The sequence below is a fragment of the Paraflavitalea speifideaquila genome (genome assembly GCF_032395985.1).
Classification (GTDB): Bacteria; Bacteroidota; Bacteroidia; order Chitinophagales; family Chitinophagaceae; genus Paraflavitalea; species Paraflavitalea speifideaquila.
This window is the reverse complement of record NZ_CP135920.1, coordinates 6199768-6219434: the sequence shown is the minus strand read 5'-3', so window position 1 is coordinate 6219434 and position 19667 is coordinate 6199768. Positions and strand designations below refer to the sequence as shown.

Sequence of the window (19667 nt, the reverse complement as noted above, 5' to 3'; positions counted from 1 at the left end):
TATCGGGGGAGGGCGTTGTAATGTTACGCATGCTTGCTTTGACATAGGTGGTATGGTACGGAAGTATCCCCGGGGAGCCAACTTCCTGAAAAAGGCATTCCATCAATTCTTTACTACTGATACCATTCAGTGGTTTAAAGACCGGGGAGTAACATTAAAAACAGAACCTGATGGCCGTATGTTTCCGGATACTGACTCCTCGCAAACGATTATTGACTGCCTGATGCGGGAAGTGAACAAATATGGCATTGAATTGAGGATGTCATCAGAAGTCAAGTGTGTGAGGAAGAATACAACATTAAACAACGAGGAACCCGAAAGTAGTAGCCAGTCAGTGGGAGCGGAAAAATTTACGATTGAGTTATCTGGTGACCGGGAACTGACTGCTGACTATGTATGTATCGCCTGTGGTGGGTATCCAAAAACAGCCATGTTTGATTGGTTGCAACAGCTAGGGCATACGATTGAAGCGCCGGTACCCTCTCTCTTTACATTTAACATGCCAGGTAATAGCATTACACAGCTAATGGGCGTATCGGTAGCTGAAGTGCAGGTACGTATTGCAGGTAGCAAGCTCTCCGCCAGCGGACCTTTGTTAATTACTCATTGGGGAATGAGTGGTCCGGTAGTGCTTCGATTATCAGCCTGGGGAGCCCGGGAATTGGCGGCCGGGAATTATCATTTCATCATTAGTATAAACTGGCTGGCGGATTACAATGAGAACAATTTGCGTGAGAGAATACAGGCACTGCGTTTTGAATTGGCGACGCAAAAGATCAGTAATCGCAATTCTTTCGGATTACCCCAACGTTTATGGGATTATATGTTGGAGCAAGCAGGTATTGGCATAGATAGCCGGTGGGCTGATCTACCGGGGAAAGAGCAAAATAAACTCATTAAACTGCTATGTGCGCAGGAGTTTGAAGTGCGTGGCAAAACTACTTTTAAAGAAGAGTTTGTAACAGCAGGCGGTATCCGGCTCTCAGAAATAGATGCCAATACAATGCAGAGTAAGTTAGTGCCCCAACTATTTTTGCCGGCGAGATTGTAGACGTGGATGGTATTACAGGTGGATTTAACTTTCAGCACGCCTGGACCAGCGGATTTATTGCAGCGACTGCGATAGCAAGGGAAAGTCAGTAAAGACCGGAAGTTGGAAAGTCCGAAAGCATCTTCGAATTTTACGAACATACTCACGGACTTTCGGTATTACAGTTTTTCGGACTATTGTATTAAGCAGGTTGTGGCTGGGTCACTAACCTTCTGAGGTAATTGATCTGACCAATATGGTAGTTGAGATGGGCCAACAGGTATACCAGGAAGTATTCTGTATTGACCATTTCGCCATTGATGGGCAGTGGATATGTTTTATCCAGTTGTTTCCTGCTTACCTGTTCCAGGGTATCTTTTACGGCTGTTTTGGTTTCTTCTATTTCGTTAAGCAATTTGGCTTTCACGATATTCTTCACTTTGAATTCGGCATCGCGATTACGTACGTATCCCGAATCATTCAATACGGCTCCTAAAAATGCTGGAGGTTTCCAGTGAGGTGAAGGCATAAGTTGCCGCCACTATTGTTGATTCCGTCTTTGGTTACCCAAAGGCTTGCGTCGTCTGGATAGGCGCTGATTTCTACTGTTAGTTTCGTTAAGCCTTCCTCAAATAGCTGAATTAAAACCGGTGTGATCATTGTAAACGGTTGGTGTAAAAGGTTTCAAAAATAGCAGAAAACTGGTTGTTGTGAAATGTTTTGCAGAAAAATAATAATCAACAATGGGCTTGATATTATAAATGACCACTGCTTAGATCTTTTCTTGTCCCTGTTTTCCTGGCAGTTATTTGATCAGGCCTTTGTAAATGCTTGCCTTTGAGGGCTTTATTAGGTCAAAAAAACAGTAAAAACCCGCTACTGTTCAGCATTTTGACGTATCTTTGCCTCCCGAATTTAAAAACCTTCGGGATTCTATCATGTTTGAAAATTTAATTGTTAAACAACTAAACGCTGATGCACAGGAGTCTTCTTCTGCACCTGTGGAAGAGGCTACAGCGACACCAACTGCACCTGTGGTGGCAGCTGCTCAGGTTTATGAAGATCCGGGCGCTCATGATGATTTTGATTGGAGCATTGACAAACGCAATGTTGCTTCTTACACTAAAGAAGAAAAGTTGAAGTATGATGCTGTTTATGAAGGTACTTTCAAAGCTGTAACAGACGGAGAACTGGTGAAAGGATTGGTGGTAGCTATGACTAAAACAGACGTAGTTATCAACATCGGTTTCAAGAGTGATGGTCTGGTTTCCCTGAACGAATTCCGTGACCTGGTTAACCTGAGAACAGGTGATGAGGTAGAAGTTATGGTGGTTGAGAAGGAAGACCGGGAAGGTCACCTGAACCTGAGCCGCAAACAAGCGCGTATTACCCGTGCCTGGGAGCGTATCGTGGAAGTTCACAAGACTGGCGAAGTTATTACCGGTACTGTTACTTCTAAGACGAAGGGTGGTCTTATTGTGGATGTGTTTGGTATGGAAACGTTCCTGCCAGGTTCACAAATTGACGTTAAGCCTGTAACTGATTACGATCAGTTTGTAGGTAAGACTATGGAGTTCAAGGTAGTGAAGATCAACGAAGCTATCAAGAATGCTGTAGTATCTCACAAGGCCCTCATCGAAAGCGATATCGAAGCACAACGTGCAGAGATCATGAGCAAACTTGAAAGAGGCCAGGTATTGGAAGGTACAATCAAGAATATCACCGATTTCGGTGCATTCATGGACCTCGGTGGTTTGGACGGCTTGCTGTATATCACCGATATCAGCTGGGGACGTATCAGCCATCCGAGCGAGGTATTAAAGCTGGATCAGAAGCTGAAAGTGGTGGTACTGGATTTCGACGACGAGAAGAAACGTATCAGCCTGGGTCTGAAGCAACTTACTCCTCACCCATGGGATATCCTGCCAGAAAATGTGCATGAAGGTTCTGTAGTGAAGGGTAAAGTAGTAAACATTGAAGATTACGGTGCATTCCTGGAAATCATGCCAGGTGTAGAAGGCCTGGTTCACGTGAGTGAAATTACCTGGGCCAATACGCCAATCAACGCCAAAGAGTTCTTCAAACTGGGCGATGAGTATGAAGCCAAGATTGTTACCCTGGATAAGGGCAGCCGCAAAATGAGCTTGTCTATCAAGCAAATGAGCGAAGATCCCTGGAGCACTATTGAAACGAAATTCCCTGAAGGAAGCCGTCATACTGGCCTGGTGAAAAACATCACTCCTTACGGTGTGTTTGTTGAACTGGCTCCTGGTATTGGTGGTATGATCCACATCAGCGACCTGAGCTGGCTGAAACGTTTCAACCATCCTTCTGAGTACACAAAAGTTGGTTCCAACATCGACGTAGTGATCCTCGGTATCGATAAAGAAAACCGTAAGTTGCAACTTGGTCACAAACAACTGGAAGAAGATCCCTGGAATGCACTGCAAGACACATTTGCTGTTGGAACAGTGCATGAAGGAACAGTAATCCGCCGTGATGATAAAGGTGGTATTGTTCAGTTGCCTTATGGTCTCGAAGGATTTGCTCCTAACCGTCACCTGAGCAAGGAGGATGGTAAGAGCATGGGTGCTGATGAAACTTCGCAGTTCATGGTGATCGAATTCGATCGCAATGAAAAACGCATCGTTGTATCACACACACGTATCTGGGAACAATCTAAGGTTGAAGAGAAAGAGGCTGCCCGCAAGGAAGCCCGTGTAGAAGCTGATAAGACCAAGAAAGCCGTAAAGAACATTCAAGGTAAGGTAGAAAAAGCTACTTTGGGTGATCTGGGTGCCTTGGCTGAGATCAAAGAAAAGCTGAAGCAAGAAGAGAACCAAGGTGGCGATGTTGCTCCCAAAGAGTAATTAACAACAGTTATTACCTGATACTAGCGTTCCGGTTCGCCGGAACGCTTTTTTATGCGTTAATGTGCCCCAGGTATAATAAATTAAAATTAATTGTCATTGATATGGGGTTTGTATGCAGGAATTTCGTATCTTAATTGTCCCAATTTTTAGTAGTAAGATCGGACCTCTATCCCTTCGGACCTTTATCCCCACTCTGATTATTAGTACCCCCACACCAGTAGCACGTTATTTCATTTGGAAGGTCAATCCTAACTATTCAAATATTCCATATGAAAAATGAAAAATTGCAGCCTATTTATTTACTGATGGTTATCCTGATGCTTATTTGCTTTTTTCATTGTAGTACATAACCTGGTAAAAATAGTTGAACACTGCACCAGCACTTTGCGGGAGGCAATGCCTTTTTTTATTACAAATCATTCAATACTTGCTCATTTAGCTGTAATAGTGAAGCTAATTTCATATCGGCGGCATCCCACCTGGTTTGGAGCTGTTTATGTTTGGCTGGTATAACTATACACTTCATACGTGCTGCTTTTACAGCGATCATTCCGTTAAATGAATCTTCCAGACAAACACATTCAAGGGGGATACTTCCAGTGCCTGTGCACAATCGAGATAAACCTGGGGATGGGGCTTACCATATTTTAACTCCTCTGCAGATGCGATGGCTTGAAGGTAATCGTTAATCTGCAATTTTTCGGCTACCACGTTTACAAGGGCGAGGGGCGAAGATGTGGCCAGGCCAATTTTATAGCCTTTTTCTTTTAATAAGGGAAAAACTTGTTCTACACCAGGCATAGGTATGCCACGTTCCGCAATCTTATCGATGGCTTTCTGTACGATGACAAGCTCGGCAGCCAGGGAGTGTTTTTATCTATATTGAACCAGGTAAACCACCAATCGACCCATTCACGGGTACGTAAACCAGTGCTGAAATGATACTGTTCATCGGTAAGACTTACACCAAATTGTGCCAGGGTTTCTTTTCCGGCTTCTTCCCATAACGGCTCTGAATCAATAAGGAGGCCGTCCATATCAAAAATTACAGTGGTTGGTTTCATACTACTCGTTTTGATGCCTGTTTTCAAAAGGTGCCGCAAAAGTACTGAAAACGTGAGAGGTGAAATGTGAAACGTGAAAGGGAGAGGCGCTTGCCGCTTCTTTCTTACCTTTGCAAGATGCGTAAACTGAGCATGGATGAACTGAATCGTAAATCGGTAGAAGTATTCAGGAGTCGGATAAAATACCCATTATCATAGTGCTGGATAATATCCGCAGCATGCACAATGTAGGCAGTGTATTTCGCACGGCAGATGCTTTTTACTACAGGGAATTTACCTCTGTGGTTATACACCACAACCTCCCCACCGGGATATCCACAAAACAGCTTTGGGAGCTACTGAAACGGTAGCCTGGAAATATTTTGCTTCTACACAGGAAGCTGTACAGGAATTACGGGAGGCGGGGTACCAGTTATGGGCTATTGAACAGGTGGAAAATAGTGTTCCTTTACACCAGTTTGATGGTGGTCAATCAGCGCCACTCGCCGTTGTGTTTGGGAATGAGGTAAGTGGTGTGGATGCTGAGGTGATAAAAGCTTGTGATGGCTGTATTGAAATACCTCAACTGGGAATGAAACATTCTTTAAACATTTCTGTGGCTGCGGGTATTGTGTTGTGGGAACTTGTACGTACACAATTGAATATCGAACGCTGAATATATCCCCATGTCAACTATTAAGAAATATCTTTCACTGATCAAATTCTCACATACGATTTTCGCTATGCCTTTTGCGCTGATCGGTTTTGCGCTAGGGCTGTTTTCGGTTTTTAATGATTTGTACAATCAACAAGCGCTTACGGAAGGAGAGTTTGTTTCGTCTAAATGGCGGATCGAGGGAAACTGGAAAGCCCATATAGGGTTGCAGCTTTTGCTGGTAGTACTTTGTATGGTTTTTGCCCGTAGTGCTGCCATGGCCTTCAACCGTTACCTAGACCGGCAATTTGATGCGAAGAACCCCCGTACGGCTATTCGTGAGATTCCTGCGGGGATATTAAAGGCCGACCGGGTTTTATTATTCACTATTGTTAATTGTATATTGTTTGTGGCGTGCTGCTGGTTTATTAACCGGCTTTGTTTTTCTTGTCTCCGGTAGCTTTATTTGTTATCCTCTTTTATAGTTATACCAAACGGTTTACGCCGCTCTGCCACCTTGTATTGGGGCTGGGATTGTCGTTAGCACCCATCGGGGCCTTTCTGGCGGTGACGGGGCAATTTGCTTTGTTGCCCCTCTTGTTTTCATTCGCAGTCATTTTCTGGGTGAGCGGCTTTGATATCATTTATGCTTTGCAGGATGTAGAATTTGACAAATCCAATCAACTGCGTTCTATCCCTGCCTGGCTAGGTAAGGCAAAGGCTTTAAGGGTATCGGAAGGTTTGCATGTATTAAGTGCTGCCTGTGTTATCATAGCGGGTATTTATGGTGGGTTTCACTGGCTATATTGGATCGGGATTGCTGTTTTTGTAGGGATGCTTATTTACCAACATTCGATTGTAAAACCCAACGATCTGCGCCGGGTAAACCTGGCCTTCATGACTGCCAATGGTATTGCCAGTGTAGTATTTGCGGTATTTGTTATTGCTGACCTGGTGGTAGGATGGATGGCAATTGCGGGCCCCTTGTTCAGGCAATTCACTTTTGAATAATATTTCTATGCCCCGTATTATCTCTATAGATTATGGTCTTAAAAGGACCGGCCTGGCGGTTACTGACCCGTTGCAGATCATTGCATCGGGGCTAACCACTATTGAGTCGCCCAAACTGATCCCCTTTTTGAAAGATTATTTCTCCAAAGAAGTAGTAGAGCTTATCATTATCGGCGAGCCCAAGAATTGGGATGATTCGGATACGCATGCCACGCCCCTGGTGAAGAAGATTATAGTGAAACTGAAAAAGAATTCCCTTCCATCCCCCTCAAAACGGTGGATGAGCGCTATACCTCTAAAATGGCTTCCCAGGCCATGATAGAAATGGGGTTGAAAAAGAAGCAAAGGCAAAATAAGGCCCTGGTGGATGAAATTGCGGCTACCATCATGCTGCAGGAGTATTTGCAAAGAATGGCTTAAAGTGGGACTTCCAGGCTACCCGGATGCTGGCCAAATGGCTAATTTGGCGTATATTTGCCCTTTGAATTATAATTTAACAATCGAATAATCAAGCATTTAAGTATAAAAGCATGATCCTTCCAATTGTAGCTTACGGAACACCTGTATTACGTGTTGTAAGCATGAATATTACACCCGATTACCCCGGTCTTCCTAAATTGATAGAAGATATGTGGGAAACCATGTACGCCAGTAACGGGGTAGGATTGGCCGCTCCGCAGATCAACCGGGGTATCCGCCTATTTGTAATAGACAGTGCCCAGATCTTTGAAAACCAGGATGAAGATGAAAAGGGTAAATATCCTGATGAGCCCGGTACCAAACAGGTGTTCATCAATGCTCATATAAAGGCGCTCAATGGAAAGGAATGGGCTTATAATGAAGGGTGCCTTAGCATTCCTAAAATCAGGGAAGATGTGACCCGTCATGAAGAAGTGACACTGGAGTATGTAGATGAACAGTTTGTTGTGCATACCAAAACTTTCAATGGCATTACCGCCCGCGTTATACTGCATGAATATGATCATATTGAGGGCAAGTTGTTCATTGACTACCTTAAACCACTCAAACGTAAGTTGCTGAAGGGTAAACTAGATGATATTACCAAGGGTAAAGTGAAAGTGGACTATAAAATGAGTTTTGCCAAATAACAGGTTGATAACAATCCTTAAAAGCAACTTAATAATCGCTACAGTTCGTACACCTTTAAAGCTCAATAACTACCTTACAGGTATGAAAGCGCTGGCTTTTATACTTGCACTCCTTACTTGTTACCCTGCCTTTGCTCAGAAAGACACAGCAGTTACAGTAAATAAAAGATCAATTACCCTAAAAGAGGTAGTGGTGCGAAGTAACCTGAATGTACCTGCCTTTATCGAACGTGTAAAAGAAGATACTACTTTTTATAAGGCATTCCGGAATTTGAAAATACTGGGCTATAAAGCGCTCAATGATATTCGTATGCTGGAAAAGAAGGGTGAAGTAAAAGCTACCCTGAATAGTCGTACTCAGCAACTGGTAAAAGATAGTTGTCGATGGATGAAAGTGCTGGAAGAAAAGACAACTGGTGATATGTATGATAAGAACCACAATTTCAATTATTATACTGCTAATCTGTATGCCGGGTTGTTTTTGCCCGTGATACGATCTGTGGTGAATCGAATATTGTGAAAGGAGCCGAGTTTAATACTAAAAATAAAAGCGGTATTGAAAAGCATAAAGAGCAGTTGAAAATGTTATTCTTTAATCCGGGTAAAAAGATACCGGGTATTCCATTTATTGGCAATAAAATAGCCGTATTTGATGAGGAGGTGGGCAAGCTGTACGATTACGTCATTGATATGAATACTTTCAATGGTCAGATGTGTTATGTCTTTAAACTGGTGCCGCGTGCAGACCTTACGGGTAGTGAAAAAACAAGATCGTGATCAATGAAATGACTACCTGGTTCAGAATTGATAACTGGGACATTGTAGCCCGTAACTATGACCTAAGTTATAATGCAGGGGTATACAGTTTTGATGTAAATATGGAGGCCGAAATGACGAAATTTGAGGGTTACCTGGTACCCAAGGTACTACGTTACAATGGCAGTTGGGGAGTGGTATTGAAGAAAAGGGAAAATGCGGTGTTTACGGCTACCTTGTTTGATTTTACAAAGTAATTAGCGTTGTGAATAACAACAAAGAGGTGACATCTTTTACCTGCGTTGCAGGGGAAAGGTGGCACCTCTTTATGATCAAATAATATTTTTCACTTTTACATAGCTCCTCCACTTAGTGATCAATTGCTGCATATCGTTGGGGAGCTCACTGTTAAACGTGACTTCTTTACGTGTGCGGGGATGAATGAAACCCAGGGTTTTGGCGTGTAGGGCATGACGGGGACAAAGGGCAAAGCAGTTGTCGACAAACTGTTTGTACTTGCTGAAAACGGTACCTTTACGATCCTGTCACCACCATATACTTCATCATTGAATAAAGGATGCCCGATGTGCTTCATGTGTACGCGTATCTGGTGGGTGCGTCCGGTTTCCAATTCGCATTGAACCAAGGTTACATAACCAAAGCGTTCCAGCACTTTATAGTGAGTTATTGCTTCTTTACCATATTCTCCATCGGGGTAAGCATCGAAAATCTTACGAAAGCGTTGGTGCCGACCGATATGGGCATTTACGGTGCCGCTATCTTCAGCCACATCGCCCCAAACGAGGGCATTATATTGCCGGTGAATGGTATGATTAAAGAACTCTTTGGCCAGGCTACTCACTGCATTTTCGGTTTTAGCCAGCACCATGAGCCCGCTAGTATTTTTATCAATACGGTGTACCAGGCCAAAGCGGGGTAGTACTTCTGTGTTCAATTCGCTGTTTTGCTGGAGCAGGTGGTAAGCTACGCCATTAATCAGGGTACCATTGGGGTTACCGCTGGCTGGGTGTACTACCAATCCTACAGGCTTATTGATAATCAGGATGTCATCGTCCTCATATTCAATATTCAGCGGCATCTTTTCCGGTATGATGTCTTCGCCTTTCACCTCTTTGTCGGAGTATACAACGATCTCTTCACCTGGCTTGATCTTGTGGTTGGATTGTACCGGTTTGCCATTAATAAGTACCCGGCCGCTTTCAATAGCCTGCTGTACCTTGTTGCGGGAGGCATTTTCAATGCGTTGTACCAGGAATTTGTCGAGGCGCATGGGGGCCTGCCCACCGTCTACCACCAGGCTCATTCGCTCATATAGCTCCTCGGCGCCTTCTGAGCTGTCTTCCAACTCATTATCCAGCTCATTATCCTGCTCAATGTCTTTTTTACTCATGACTGCCACTGAATTTGGCGCAAAGGTAAGATATCGGGAGGTAAGTCATAAACACGTAAATTTGCGGCTGCTATGGCCAATATTGAACAACAGCCAGTATTTTTCGAGGACCTGGGTGCCATGCCCTACCAGGCGGCCTGGGATTACCAGGAAAAGCTCCTAAATGAGAATGTGAGGAAGAAGATTGAATTCAGAAATCAGGAGACGGAAGCCAGAAACGAGATTCACCATTCACCAGCAACTACCCACCATTTACTATTCGTAGAACATCCCCTGTTTACACGCTTGGCAAAAGCGGAGATATGGCCAATGTGCTGATCAGTGAGGAGGAACGGAAAGCACGGAATATTGAATTTTTCCCCATTAACAGAGGGGAGATATCACTTTTCATGGCCCTCAACAACTGGTGGGCTATCCTATCCTTGACTTGGAGAGGTTTTATACAGATATAGGAAAATACCTGCGTAACCTGGAAGAAGTTTTTATCCTTACCATGGCTGAATACGGACTGAAAGGAGCGCGCTCGAAAGGTGAAACAGGAGTTTGGTTGGACACTGCTGTACCGGGGAAGGAACGTAAGATATGCGCTATGGGCATACGGTGCAGTCGTTGGGTAACGATGCATGGCTTTGCTTTTAATGTTAATACGGACCTACGGTACTTTGATTATATCATTCCCTGTGGTATTCGCAATAAGCAGGTTACTTCCCTGCAAAAGGAATTAGGGTATACCTTGGATATGGGGGAAGTAAAGGCTAAAGTAAAGGCAAACTTTGAGCGGGTATTCAATGTGGAACTTAAAGCTGTGCTTTAACTGTTAACCACTAGGTTTTAGGGTTTGGGTCTATTGCGATGCAAAACTGCTGATTGCTACTGTCCAACTGCTAAATAGTGCCTGGATTTAATCTTTGGGGATATAAAATTTATGCGTTTCTTTCACCTTTCCATCTTCATATAGTTCAAACCGGAACCAGCCTGCGTGCATGAAATTTGTTTTATCCACCACTAGAAAGGGTTCTTTTATCTGTTTTACCTCAAACAAGAAGGTTTTGTCATCTTCGTAGAACTTCACTGCATAATTACCGGTTTTGACATCGGGTAGCATGATCACAGCATTTCCACTGTTATCGGAGTAAACATATTTGGAGGGTTTAAAAACCTCTTTGGGTACAAAAGGCTTGATCAGGATGGTATCTACACTTCTAAACGTCATGGTATCCCGCGTTTTCAGTACAATGGAATCCCTAAACTTTTGAATCCTTTTCAGGGAGTTGCATGATCACGGTATCTCTTTTCTTAATGATAAAAAAGCGTTCAGGCTCTGGCGCAGGCTTGGGCTTTTCTACAGGTGTTATCGCTTTAGGGTCAGCTTTCTTCACGGCTTCCTGTATCTTTTCCTTTAGCAATTCGGCCTCTTTGGGGCCATATTTTCAGCGATCACTACCCGTTGTCTTGCATTATTTTCGGGCATTATATCGGGTCTTTGATACTCCATCCTACGAGAGGTGTCCAGGAAAGGGCGCTGGGATTGAGTAAAAATATACTTGCCGCTATCGAGCACTATAAAAGGCGATAGAACATTTGGGGCGTGGCGCCTTTGGCATCGAGATAGCCGTTTTGTGGAACGGAAGGGTCAGGCACGGTTAAGATGGTTTTGAAGAATTTCAAACTATCATAGGATCGTTGAATACTGATCTGGGTTACTTTGGCGTAAGTATTGGTCCAACCGATGATTACTTTATCATTGCCCCTTATGTAGGTTGTGAATTTAGGCAAGGTATCCTGGGCCAGGGTATTGAGAGAAAATAAAAGCAATACTACTGAAAGGGTCCTTGTCATGTGCCTATAACGAATTTATCTGTGGTTCTATTTTAGTGTCGCAAAGATAGGGCTTGATGCGCTATGGGTTACACCTTAGCTAATTTTATACCGTTTATAGTGAAAACCTGGAATTCGGATTAAAAATTACCTGATTAGAAAAGTAGGGTACCGGGGGCCAAGGACCTATTACCCTGTAATCCGCCGCTGTGGATGACCAACAGCTGACTATTGCGGGGGAAATAATCTTTATATATAAGGTCATTAATCCCATATAATAATTTGCCGGTATAGACAAAATCGGTGGGTAATCCATGGGCCACGAACAATTGGTTCATAAAGGCTATCAGGATGCTGTTTTTTCTGGCATAACCGCCAAAATGATAATCATATACCAAGGAAAAAGAAATGCCGGAAGTATGGGCTTTTAAGAGGTTTAGCAGGGTGTTGTTTTCCTGGTCGGCAATTTTAAGGCTGCTGAATCCCAATCCTATTTGTGGAGGTAGAAGGGCCTTTAAAATGCCTGTAAACATGGTGCCGGTCCCCATGGCGCAGGCGATATGCGTATAAACTGCGGCATTGGTAAGAGATAATATTTCGGTAGCCCCTTTTATACCTGGTTCGTCCTGGCCACCGGGCGGCACGATCAAATAATCAGGGTTGGCTAGTTTCATCCCGGTCATTAATGATTGCTCATCTGCGAAGGCAGTACGTGATACATACAGCAATTCCATTCCGTGATCTGCTGCTTCCTGTAATGTAAGAGAGGGGGTTGTTGCTGGTTCGCCCCGTGCAATGCCCTTGGAAGGGATACCCTGAAGTTTGCAGGCAATGGCTGTTGCCACCAAGTGATTGGAATAAGCTCCACCGAAGGTAAGGATGCCTTTTTTTCTTCTGTTTTGGCTTGTTGCAAGTAATACTTCAGCTTAAACCATTTATTGCCTGAAAGAACAGGATGGATCAGATCCAACCGGAGTATATCGACATAAACGCCCTTTTATGCCAGGTTTCGTTGGGTAATGCTTGTGTAATTGCCTTTGTGCAATCAATGGGCTGGTATGGATTAATAGCTGCCAAGGTTTCTTTTGATCGTTTCTTTTTATATTTTCGTGCCCGAAACTTTAAAAAATACGATAATGCAACCAACCTTATTAATATTAGCTGCCGGTATGGCCTCCCGCTATGGAAGTATGAAACAGATCCAATCTTTTGGTCCTGGCGGCGAAACTATCATGGATTATTCTATTTATGATGCTATTCGTGCCGGTTTCAAGAAAGTGGTATTCATTATACGCAAGGATTTTGCAGAGGATTTTAAAGCAATCGTAGAGCCCAGGTTGAAGGGGCGTATTGAGATTGATTATGTATACCAGGATCTCAAGACTTTTACAGAGGGTTATGAAGTACCTGCGGACCGTACTAAGCCCTGGGGTACTGCTCATGCGGTGCTTTGCGCCAAAGATGCAGTTAAGGAACCTTTTGCGGTGATTAATGCCGATGATTTTTATGGCAGGGATGCTTTTGAGAAAGCCTATAAATTCCTTACTGGCGATGTAAATGCTACAGTGTGGTCCATCATAGGGTATGAGCTGTTGAAAACGCTGTCTGATAATGGAACAGTGAACCGTGGCGTATGCCAGGTGGATGCACAGGGAAATCTTGCCTCTATTGCTGAGCGACTGAATATAGTGATGACAGATGGTAAAATCTTAACGGATGATTCTTTTGTACCTAAGGAGTTGCCCCGGGATTCCAGTGTATCTATGAATTTCTGGTGTTTTGATCCAGCAGTGTTTGATTATTCTTTGGGCCTTTTCAAGACTTTCCTGAAGGAGCATGGTACAGAGTTAAAGTCTGAATTCTTTATTCCTATTGTAGCTGACCAGTTCATTAAAGATAGTGCGGGGGTTATTAAGGTAATTCCTACTTCTTCCGACTGGTTTGGAGTTACTTACAAAGAAGATGCTCCGGAAGTAAAGGCCAATTTGGAAAAACTGGTCAATGCAGGAGAGTACCCGCCAGCACTGTGGAGTTAAGAACACATCATTTAAGCATAATTAATATTACAAGCGCTTTCCTTTGAGGGCGCTTTTTTAATGCGCGCGACTCACCTTGTGGAGCCCTTCTAAGAAGGCGATTAGAAGTAGGTGAGATACTGTAAAATAAGAAAGCTTCGCCGTGGGGCGAAGCTTTTATTGTCAGCAAAACTGTAATTGATGGCTTAATAGCTTTTCACCATGAACATGCAGTCTTCAATTTTTTGATCTGATGTACACGATCCAGGCCTTTGATAGAAGAAGGCAACAGCAATTTGATGCGATCTTCATTGGTGCTGTCTTTTTGATCTCGTGCAAGGCGGTGAAAATATTTTTGGTGCGGCTTGAGAATACCACTCCTTCGGCAGTGGTTTGTTTTCCAATAAGAATGCCAATCACTTCACCGCTATGATTAAAGATGGGGCCTCCAGAATTACCAGGATTGGCAGAAATGGCCAATTGATAGGTGGTGGTATCTCCATTATACCCTGTTTTGGCACTTAGATATCCTCTGTTATAGACGATGTCTGAAGTAGGGCGGGGAAATCCCATGGTGAATACTTCTTCGCCCAGTTCCGCAGTATTCTTTTGTAAAGCGTAGGGCAAATTTTTAATAGGTTGAAAGCGGCTATCTACAATTTTTAATACAGCAATATCCGTTTGCCTGTTCATGTGCAGGATATTGACTTTGAAATAGTCGCCTTTTATGTTTTGTATATATACCGAATCGGCATTGGCCACGATATGGGCACTGGTAACGAGGTAGCCTTTTCCGTCGATGAGGAAACCGGTTCCTCCAAATTTGGGATTAGCTGCAGGCCTGGAAGAGGGTACTGAATTCAGGACTGAATCTATTTTTTGATCTGTTTGACGTTTAACTTCTTCTTTTAATTCCAGAAAAAGTGGACGAAAATCTGATACGGGCTTAGGCGTAAAATAATAGACCATTGCACTAATGGTAAGGGCTGTAATGCCGGCAATGGAAGCGGCTACGGCAACTACCCGCTGGTATTTTTTCCACAACTGGATAATGGTGGCTTTAGGTGCTTTGTCTTTAATGGAACCGGATTCCTGTAGCTGGGTATGCACCTCACTTAGTGTGGATTTGTAATGTTTCCAATCGGAAAAACGGTCTATCTGCTGCAGGAACATGGAATGTTCGACTACCAGCTGATCAACTTCCGGATTGGTTTTGCGCAGTTGTTCAAAGAAAGCCTTCTCTTCGGCAGGCATTTCGTTGGCCAGATAGCGTTCTACAGCATCCAGTAATTGCATTTCTTCCATTACGGTGTATTGTTTTTGTAGGCGGCAAAGAATAGTTTCTTTAGCCGCATTAAACATTTGTATTTCTGATTCTTGGCGTTGTCGGCATTGGTGTACCCGAAATGGCTCGCAATGTCAAGCATATTCCTTTTGGATGTAGAAAGCTTCGAGCAGGCTACGACAGGGTTCGCCCAAGTGCTGCATGGCTTTCTCCATCATTTGGAATTCGGTATTTCTTTGTCCATGAACTTCCAGCTCCTCTTCTACAGGAACAGTTTCACTCAGGCCTTCCAAATCTGGAACGAATTTTTGTTGCTGTTGAAGCCTTTTAAGCCATAACCGGCGGCATACCGAATAGATATAGGTCTTTAACAGGCAATTGAGCTCAAAAGTTCCTGAAAGGGCTTTTTCATACAAAACAATCATGGCTTCCTGGAAAACGTCCCGTGCATCGTCTGCTGAACCATTGTTGTTGATTATCAAGGCTTGCACCATATTATAGTGCTGCTTGTAAATGGTTTCAATGGCCTGCCGGTCATTTTTTGCCAGTCCTTCTAATAAAGCTATTTCCCGGGGATCTGTTTTCACTTAAACCGTATTATTAATACCCAAATTAATGAGAAGTAACCCAAATTACCTGCTAAAAGCCTGTAAACTGGGTAATTTCCCGCGCAAAGTACTGTGTTCCCGTGTTTTAAAAAATAATTACAATTTTTTTATAAAGTGGAGGTTACCTTTTTCCCTTTCTCGTATTAATCCTTAAATCATCTGTTAATAAAACAAAAAACGGTACAAATGAAAAAGCTCCTGTTAGTTTTAGCAATTGGCGCATTCGTAGCATCTTGTAATGATGGCGGAACTGGTACAGAAACTAAAACCGATACTACTGCTGCTCCTGCTGCTGCAGATACTACAGCTCCTGCTGCTGCAGATACTACTGTAAAGGCTGCAGATACTACTGCTCCAGCTGCCGCTGCAGATACAACGAAGAAATAAGTTTTTTTTTCATATGGCAAGCAATCGTTAGAGGCCGTCCTGTTCCCAGGAGGGCTTTTCTTTTTACATGAAATGTGGAGAATATCCGTGAAAATGGGCGAGCAGAAGTATTCTGCGATTGGCTTAATGTAAAAAGGCACCACAGTTGCCTATGATGCCGTCCAGAAAAATTATCTATTTGTGGATGATAGCTTAGCGATAGCCACTCATTCCCTGCGTTGATTTACATCCGCCTCTAGAAGCTGTGCAAGAAGTAACAGTAGCGCTAATAGCAATAATCAAAGCGAGAATAGTCAAAATCCGTTTCATTTTTGTGGTATTTAGGTTTGAGAATAAGCCTGATGAATTGGAAATTAAAGGGGCGGTAAAACAACGATCATCAGGAAATTCAAAGGAGCGGATTAGGCTAGTTCAGAGGTGAGGATGAGTACGGAAATTGATAGGGATTGGAGGGGATAAGCGTGTTTGCGTTTGATGGGTCAAAGAAACAAACTAAATTCGGTTCTTGCAAGTGGAGGGCGAAAAAATACTGCCTATCGCACAATAAAAAGACCGGAAATCAGCATAAATTATTGTTACAGAGATAGTAAAATATGCCAGTTAAGGCATAAAGCGATTAAAATCTTATCTTACGGCTTTGCATATGAATGTACACTTTATAGCCATCGGGGGTAGTGTGATGCACCAGCTGGCCCTGGCACTCAAAAGGAAAGGATATCATGTTACGGGTAGTGATGATGAAATATTTGAACCCGCCCGGGCAAACCTGGCCAATGCCGGCTTGTTGCCGGAAGCTACCGGCTGGTTTCCTGAAAAGATAAGTTCTTCCCTCGATGCCGTTATTTTAGGTATGCATGCCAAAGGTGATAACCCCGAATTGTTGCGGGCACGGGAGCTAGGGCTTAAAATTTATTCTTTCCCTGAATATATATACCAGGAGAGTCAACAAAAGACCAGGGTGGTGGTAGGAGGTAGTCATGGTAAAACTACAACAACTTCTATGATCATGCATGTACTGAAGAAGACGGGAAAGGCTTTTGACTACCTGGTGGGAGCCAGGCTCGAAGGTTTTGACCAGTCGGTAAATATTACAGAGGCGCCTGTTATCGTATGCGAAGGCGACGAATACCCGGCCAGTGCACTGGAGAAAAGACCCAAATTCCATTTCTTATTTCCACATATAGCCATACTTACTGGTATTGCCTGGGACCATATTAATGTATTTCCCACTTTTGATTTTTACCTGGAGCAATTTGTCATTTTCATCAACAAAATTGAGCCAGGGGATTACTTATTTATAACGAAACGGATAGTGTGTTGAATAAACTGGTAGAGGACCATAAACGAAGTGATATCCGTTATCAGCCGTATAGTATACCTTCCCATGCCATTGAAAAGGGTATAACGACCGTTAGAATAGGTACACATTCAGGCGTATTGCAGGTTTTTGGTGATCATAATCTGATGAATCTTTATGCCGCCTGGTATGCCTGCCGTGAGTTGGGCATCAGTGAACCAGATTTTATCCTGGCGATAGGTTCTTTTACAGGGGCTGCCAAACGGCTGGAGTTATTGGCCCGGAATGAAGGTACTATTGTGTATCGTGATTTTGCCCATGCGCCTTCCAAGGTAAAAGCCACCATGGAAGCTGTAAAACAACAATATCCTGAACGTAAGCTCATTGCGGTGTTGGAATTGCATACTTACAGCAGCCTCAATGAGCAGTTTATGAAGGAGTACAAAGGTGCGATGGATCAAGCAGATGCGGCGGCTGTATTCTATTCGGGACATGCCTTGGAACTAAAGCGTATGCCGCCACTGCCTAAGGAAAAAAATTGTGGAAGGTTTTGGGAAAAAGACCTGGTGGTACTGAATCAAAAGGAGGAACTGGTACAATGGTTGCAGTCACAGTCATACCAAAACGCCAATTTGCTTTTGATGAGCTCAGGCAACTATGATGGAATAGATATGCTTACATTTGCAAAAAAGGTGACCAATTAACCCAATATCAAAATTGATGTTACAATTATCAAGACCATTAGCGATCATCGACCTGGAAACTACAGGTATTAATCTTAGTACTGATCGTATTGTTGAGATTGCCATAGTGAGAATTCAGCCCGACGGAAGCAAACTGGTAAAGCGTAAGTTGCTGAACCCTGAAATTCCCATTTCGGTTGTTTCCAGTGATCTCCATGGTATTACCAATGAGATAGTAAAGGATGCTCCTACTTTTAAACAGGCTGGCAATGAGATCAAGCAATTTTTAGATAATTGTGACCTTGCCGGTTATAATTCTAACCGTTTTGACATACCTATGCTGGCGGAAGAATTTTTGCGAGTAGGGTTGGATTTTGATTTCAAGGGGCGCCGGCTGGTGGACGTGCAAAAGGTATTTCACCTGATGGAGCAACGTACATTAAGTGCAGCCTATAAGTTTTACTGTAATAAAAACCTGGAAGGCGCCCATGGAGCGGAAGCAGACGCTACTGCCACATGGGAAGTACTGGTAGCTCAGGTGGATAAATATCCGCAATTGGGAAACACGGTTGAAAGCATCCTGAAAGTAATAGGAGAGGATAATACGGTTGATTTTGCCCGGCGTATGGTACTGGAGAATGGGGTAGAGGTATTTAACTTTGGGAAGCACAAGGGGAGGGCGGTGGCCGACGTCTTAAAGTCAGAGCCCCAATATTATGATTGGATGATGAAAGGAGATTTTCCTATGCATACCAAGCAGAAACTCACCGAGATATTCAATAGAACCTTGTTAAAGAAGGGCTAAAATCGTTTTGTGGGGAATTTGAGTAAAAACCAGCCCCTTAATTATCGTAAATTTGTGAATCTCATTGATTGCCCGATTTGGAAAAAGTAGTAATCATACCCACCTATAATGAGCGTGAAAACATCGCTCTTATCCTTGACGCAATATTTGCTTTGCGCCAACATTTTCATGTGTTGGTGATTGATGACGGCTCTCCAGATGGTACTGCTGCTATTGTTAAGTCATTACAATCCAAGTATCAAGGACAATTGTTCCTTGAAGAGCGTACTGGCAAACTGGGGCTTGGTACGGCTTATATCCACGGTTTTAAATGGTCATTGGCGCGCGGCTATCGTTTCATCTTTGAAATGGATGCCGACTTTTCTCATAACCCTGCCGATCTTCAACGTTTGTATGAGGCATGCAATACAGGAGCAGATGTAGCCATTGGCTCACGATATGTTGCTGGTGGCGGCACTGTAAACTGGCCGCATAACAGGATCCTGCTTTCCAAGGGGGCTCACTTTATACCCGCATTATCACCTGGATGCCGGTAAAAGATACCACTGCCGGTTTTGTTTGTTACCGGGCGGAGGTACTGGAATCCATCAACCTTGACCAGATCCGTTTCCTGGGATATGCGTTTCAGATTGAAATGAAATTTGCTGCTTGGAAACTAGGCTTTACTATCAAGGAAGTTCCTATCATATTTGAAGACCGTAAATTCGGTGCTTCCAAAATGCACAAAGGGATTGTTAAGGAAGGTATTCTTGGTGTATTAAAACTCCGCTGGTACAGTTTATTCAAAGACTACCGCAACCGTGTTAAAAACACAAATTCCTCTCAGGTATTCCCTTCTATCCAACGGGAAGATCAAAAAGTGTGGGTGAAGTAATTTATCT

Annotated in this window: 25 protein-coding genes and 3 pseudogenes; 18 read left to right on the top strand and 10 right to left on the bottom strand. The window is 43.4% G+C overall.

The window, feature by feature from the left end:
* Window positions 1–52: 52 nt before the first annotated feature.
* Window positions 53–1051: an aminoacetone oxidase family FAD-binding enzyme gene (locus RS881_RS42735; protein WP_315816383.1), complete on the top strand. Its 999-nt coding sequence runs from the start codon at window positions 53–55 to the stop codon at window positions 1049–1051.
* A 181-nt stretch (window positions 1052–1232) separates the two neighbouring features.
* Here RS881_RS42735 and RS881_RS42730 read toward each other — a convergent pair whose 3' ends face one another.
* Window positions 1233–1559, bottom strand: a complete 327-nt coding sequence (locus RS881_RS42730; RefSeq protein WP_315816382.1) for a DUF1572 family protein — start codon at window positions 1557–1559, stop codon at window positions 1233–1235.
* Window positions 1560–1968: 409 nt separating this feature from the next.
* Between RS881_RS42730 and rpsA the strand changes: the two genes are divergently transcribed.
* Complete coding sequence (gene rpsA, locus RS881_RS42725) at window positions 1969–3900, top strand: 30S ribosomal protein S1 (RefSeq protein ID WP_315816381.1); 1932 nt, start codon at window positions 1969–1971, stop codon at window positions 3898–3900.
* Between the two features lie 549 nt (window positions 3901–4449).
* On the opposite strand, the gene RS881_RS42720 is transcribed toward rpsA, so the two are convergent.
* Window positions 4450–4704, bottom strand: a complete 255-nt coding sequence (locus tag RS881_RS42720) for an HAD-IA family hydrolase (protein ID WP_315816380.1) — start codon at window positions 4702–4704, stop codon at window positions 4450–4452.
* Entirely contained in the window at window positions 4692–4967 is a 276-nt protein-coding gene (locus tag RS881_RS42715) for an HAD family hydrolase (protein WP_315816379.1), read from the bottom strand. Before RS881_RS42715 ends, RS881_RS42720 begins: the two co-directional genes overlap by 13 nt.
* 238 nt (window positions 4968–5205) lie before the next feature.
* Between RS881_RS42715 and RS881_RS42710 the strand changes: the two genes are divergently transcribed.
* The 7 genes and pseudogenes from RS881_RS42710 (at window position 5206) to RS881_RS42670 (ending at window position 8734) form a co-directional block, all read left to right on the top strand.
* The gene (locus tag RS881_RS42710; RefSeq protein ID WP_315824785.1) at window positions 5206–5622 is read left to right on the top strand and encodes a TrmH family RNA methyltransferase; all 417 of its coding nucleotides are present in this window, start codon (window positions 5206–5208) and stop codon (window positions 5620–5622) included.
* A gap of 10 nt (window positions 5623–5632) precedes the next feature.
* Window positions 5633–6612: pseudogene (locus RS881_RS60705) on the top strand (4-hydroxybenzoate octaprenyltransferase).
* A 7-nt stretch (window positions 6613–6619) separates the two neighbouring features.
* Window positions 6620–7032, top strand: a pseudogene (ruvX, locus tag RS881_RS42695) (Holliday junction resolvase RuvX).
* Between the two features lie 110 nt (window positions 7033–7142).
* Window positions 7143–7721 (top strand): peptide deformylase, encoded by a 579-nt coding sequence (gene def, locus RS881_RS42685; protein ID WP_315816374.1) that lies wholly within the window; start codon window positions 7143–7145, stop codon window positions 7719–7721.
* Between the two features lie 4 nt (window positions 7722–7725).
* Window positions 7726–8241, top strand: a complete 516-nt coding sequence (locus tag RS881_RS42680) for a hypothetical protein (RefSeq protein WP_315816373.1) — start codon at window positions 7726–7728, stop codon at window positions 8239–8241.
* Window positions 8238–8498 (top strand): hypothetical protein, encoded by a 261-nt coding sequence (locus RS881_RS42675; protein ID WP_315816372.1) that lies wholly within the window; start codon window positions 8238–8240, stop codon window positions 8496–8498. Before RS881_RS42680 ends, RS881_RS42675 begins: the two co-directional genes overlap by 4 nt.
* Window positions 8495–8734, top strand: coding sequence for a hypothetical protein (locus RS881_RS42670; RefSeq protein WP_315816371.1), 240 nt, complete (start codon window positions 8495–8497; stop codon window positions 8732–8734). Before RS881_RS42675 ends, RS881_RS42670 begins: the two co-directional genes overlap by 4 nt.
* Window positions 8735–8853: 119 nt before the next feature.
* Here the strand turns inward: RS881_RS42670 and RS881_RS42665 are convergent, their stop codons facing one another.
* Window positions 8854–9888: an RluA family pseudouridine synthase gene (locus RS881_RS42665; protein ID WP_315816370.1), complete on the bottom strand. Its 1035-nt coding sequence runs from the start codon at window positions 9886–9888 to the stop codon at window positions 8854–8856.
* 72 nt (window positions 9889–9960) lie between these two features.
* On the opposite strand from RS881_RS42665, the gene RS881_RS42660 reads away from it, so the two are divergent.
* Window positions 9961–10206, top strand: coding sequence for a lipoate--protein ligase family protein (locus RS881_RS42660; protein ID WP_315816369.1), 246 nt, complete (start codon window positions 9961–9963; stop codon window positions 10204–10206).
* 88 nt (window positions 10207–10294) lie between these two features.
* The gene (gene lipB / locus RS881_RS42655; RefSeq protein ID WP_315816368.1) at window positions 10295–10702 is read left to right on the top strand and encodes a lipoyl(octanoyl) transferase LipB; all 408 of its coding nucleotides are present in this window, start codon (window positions 10295–10297) and stop codon (window positions 10700–10702) included.
* A gap of 87 nt (window positions 10703–10789) precedes the next feature.
* Here lipB and RS881_RS42650 read toward each other — a convergent pair whose 3' ends face one another.
* From RS881_RS42650 to RS881_RS42635, 4 genes and pseudogenes are all read right to left on the bottom strand, one after another.
* The gene (locus RS881_RS42650; protein WP_315816367.1) at window positions 10790–11101 is read right to left on the bottom strand and encodes a hypothetical protein; all 312 of its coding nucleotides are present in this window, start codon (window positions 11099–11101) and stop codon (window positions 10790–10792) included.
* A 31-nt stretch (window positions 11102–11132) separates the two neighbouring features.
* Complete coding sequence (locus RS881_RS42645) at window positions 11133–11267, bottom strand: hypothetical protein (RefSeq protein ID WP_315816366.1); 135 nt, start codon at window positions 11265–11267, stop codon at window positions 11133–11135.
* Window positions 11268–11448: 181 nt separating this feature from the next.
* Entirely contained in the window at window positions 11449–11727 is a 279-nt protein-coding gene (locus tag RS881_RS42640) for a hypothetical protein (protein WP_315816365.1), read from the bottom strand.
* A 134-nt stretch (window positions 11728–11861) separates the two neighbouring features.
* Window positions 11862–12611: pseudogene (locus RS881_RS42635) on the bottom strand (1-aminocyclopropane-1-carboxylate deaminase/D-cysteine desulfhydrase); the annotation flags it as partial.
* 231 nt (window positions 12612–12842) lie between these two features.
* Here RS881_RS42635 and RS881_RS42630 point away from each other — a divergent pair.
* Window positions 12843–13742 (top strand): nucleotidyltransferase family protein, encoded by a 900-nt coding sequence (locus RS881_RS42630; RefSeq protein ID WP_315816363.1) that lies wholly within the window; start codon window positions 12843–12845, stop codon window positions 13740–13742.
* A 216-nt stretch (window positions 13743–13958) separates the two neighbouring features.
* Here RS881_RS42630 and RS881_RS42625 read toward each other — a convergent pair whose 3' ends face one another.
* Window positions 13959–15083: a S1 family peptidase gene (locus tag RS881_RS42625; RefSeq protein ID WP_315816362.1), complete on the bottom strand. Its 1125-nt coding sequence runs from the start codon at window positions 15081–15083 to the stop codon at window positions 13959–13961.
* A 57-nt stretch (window positions 15084–15140) separates the two neighbouring features.
* Window positions 15141–15593 (bottom strand): RNA polymerase sigma factor, encoded by a 453-nt coding sequence (locus RS881_RS42620; protein ID WP_315816361.1) that lies wholly within the window; start codon window positions 15591–15593, stop codon window positions 15141–15143.
* 207 nt (window positions 15594–15800) lie between these two features.
* Here RS881_RS42620 and RS881_RS42615 point away from each other — a divergent pair, with 207 nt between their 5' ends.
* The 6 genes from RS881_RS42615 to RS881_RS42590 all read left to right on the top strand — a co-directional run bounded on the left by RS881_RS42615 (window position 15801) and on the right by RS881_RS42590 (window position 19660).
* Window positions 15801–16001 carry a hypothetical protein gene (locus RS881_RS42615; protein WP_315816360.1) on the top strand — a complete coding sequence of 67 codons (201 nt, stop codon included), beginning with the start codon at window positions 15801–15803 and terminating at the stop codon, window positions 15999–16001.
* Window positions 16002–16644: 643 nt separating this feature from the next.
* The gene (locus RS881_RS42610; RefSeq protein WP_315816359.1) at window positions 16645–17322 is read left to right on the top strand and encodes a Mur ligase family protein; all 678 of its coding nucleotides are present in this window, start codon (window positions 16645–16647) and stop codon (window positions 17320–17322) included.
* Window positions 17316–18002: a glutamate ligase domain-containing protein gene (locus RS881_RS42605; protein WP_315816358.1), complete on the top strand. Its 687-nt coding sequence runs from the start codon at window positions 17316–17318 to the stop codon at window positions 18000–18002. The genes RS881_RS42610 and RS881_RS42605 overlap by 7 nt, the downstream gene beginning before the upstream one ends.
* 16 nt (window positions 18003–18018) lie before the next feature.
* On the top strand, window positions 18019–18786 hold the full coding sequence (locus tag RS881_RS42600) for an exonuclease domain-containing protein (RefSeq protein ID WP_315816357.1): 768 nt from the start codon (window positions 18019–18021) through the stop codon (window positions 18784–18786).
* A 77-nt stretch (window positions 18787–18863) separates the two neighbouring features.
* Window positions 18864–19322 (top strand): glycosyltransferase, encoded by a 459-nt coding sequence (locus RS881_RS42595; RefSeq protein WP_315816356.1) that lies wholly within the window; start codon window positions 18864–18866, stop codon window positions 19320–19322.
* A complete protein-coding gene (locus RS881_RS42590) occupies window positions 19313–19660 on the top strand; it encodes a glycosyltransferase family protein (RefSeq protein WP_315816355.1) in 348 nt (115 codons plus the stop codon). Before RS881_RS42595 ends, RS881_RS42590 begins: the two co-directional genes overlap by 10 nt.
* The last annotated feature ends 7 nt before the right edge of the window (window positions 19661–19667 follow it).

Coding starts and splice junctions, on each gene's coding strand:
- RS881_RS42660 (WP_315816369.1), top strand. CDS start 9,961: ATGGCCAATATTGAACAACAGCCAGTATTTTTCGAGGACCTGGGTGCC.
- RS881_RS42650 (WP_315816367.1), bottom strand. CDS start 11,101: ATGACGTTTAGAAGTGTAGATACCATCCTGATCAAGCCTTTTGTACCC.
- rpsA (WP_315816381.1), top strand. CDS start 1,969: ATGTTTGAAAATTTAATTGTTAAACAACTAAACGCTGATGCACAGGAG.
- RS881_RS42640 (WP_315816365.1), bottom strand. CDS start 11,727: ATGACAAGGACCCTTTCAGTAGTATTGCTTTTATTTTCTCTCAATACC.
- def (WP_315816374.1), top strand. CDS start 7,143: ATGATCCTTCCAATTGTAGCTTACGGAACACCTGTATTACGTGTTGTA.
- RS881_RS42610 (WP_315816359.1), top strand. CDS start 16,645: ATGAATGTACACTTTATAGCCATCGGGGGTAGTGTGATGCACCAGCTG.
- RS881_RS42715 (WP_315816379.1), bottom strand. CDS start 4,967: ATGAAACCAACCACTGTAATTTTTGATATGGACGGCCTCCTTATTGAT.
- RS881_RS42630 (WP_315816363.1), top strand. CDS start 12,843: ATGCAACCAACCTTATTAATATTAGCTGCCGGTATGGCCTCCCGCTAT.
- RS881_RS42735 (WP_315816383.1), top strand. CDS start 53: ATGGTACGGAAGTATCCCCGGGGAGCCAACTTCCTGAAAAAGGCATTC.
- RS881_RS42665 (WP_315816370.1), bottom strand. CDS start 9,888: ATGAGTAAAAAAGACATTGAGCAGGATAATGAGCTGGATAATGAGTTG.
- RS881_RS42615 (WP_315816360.1), top strand. CDS start 15,801: ATGAAAAAGCTCCTGTTAGTTTTAGCAATTGGCGCATTCGTAGCATCT.
- RS881_RS42590 (WP_315816355.1), top strand. CDS start 19,313: ATGCCGGTAAAAGATACCACTGCCGGTTTTGTTTGTTACCGGGCGGAG.
- RS881_RS42600 (WP_315816357.1), top strand. CDS start 18,019: ATGTTACAATTATCAAGACCATTAGCGATCATCGACCTGGAAACTACA.
- RS881_RS42625 (WP_315816362.1), bottom strand. CDS start 15,083: ATGTTTAATGCGGCTAAAGAAACTATTCTTTGCCGCCTACAAAAACAA.
- RS881_RS42730 (WP_315816382.1), bottom strand. CDS start 1,559: ATGCCTTCACCTCACTGGAAACCTCCAGCATTTTTAGGAGCCGTATTG.
- RS881_RS42720 (WP_315816380.1), bottom strand. CDS start 4,704: ATGCCTGGTGTAGAACAAGTTTTTCCCTTATTAAAAGAAAAAGGCTAT.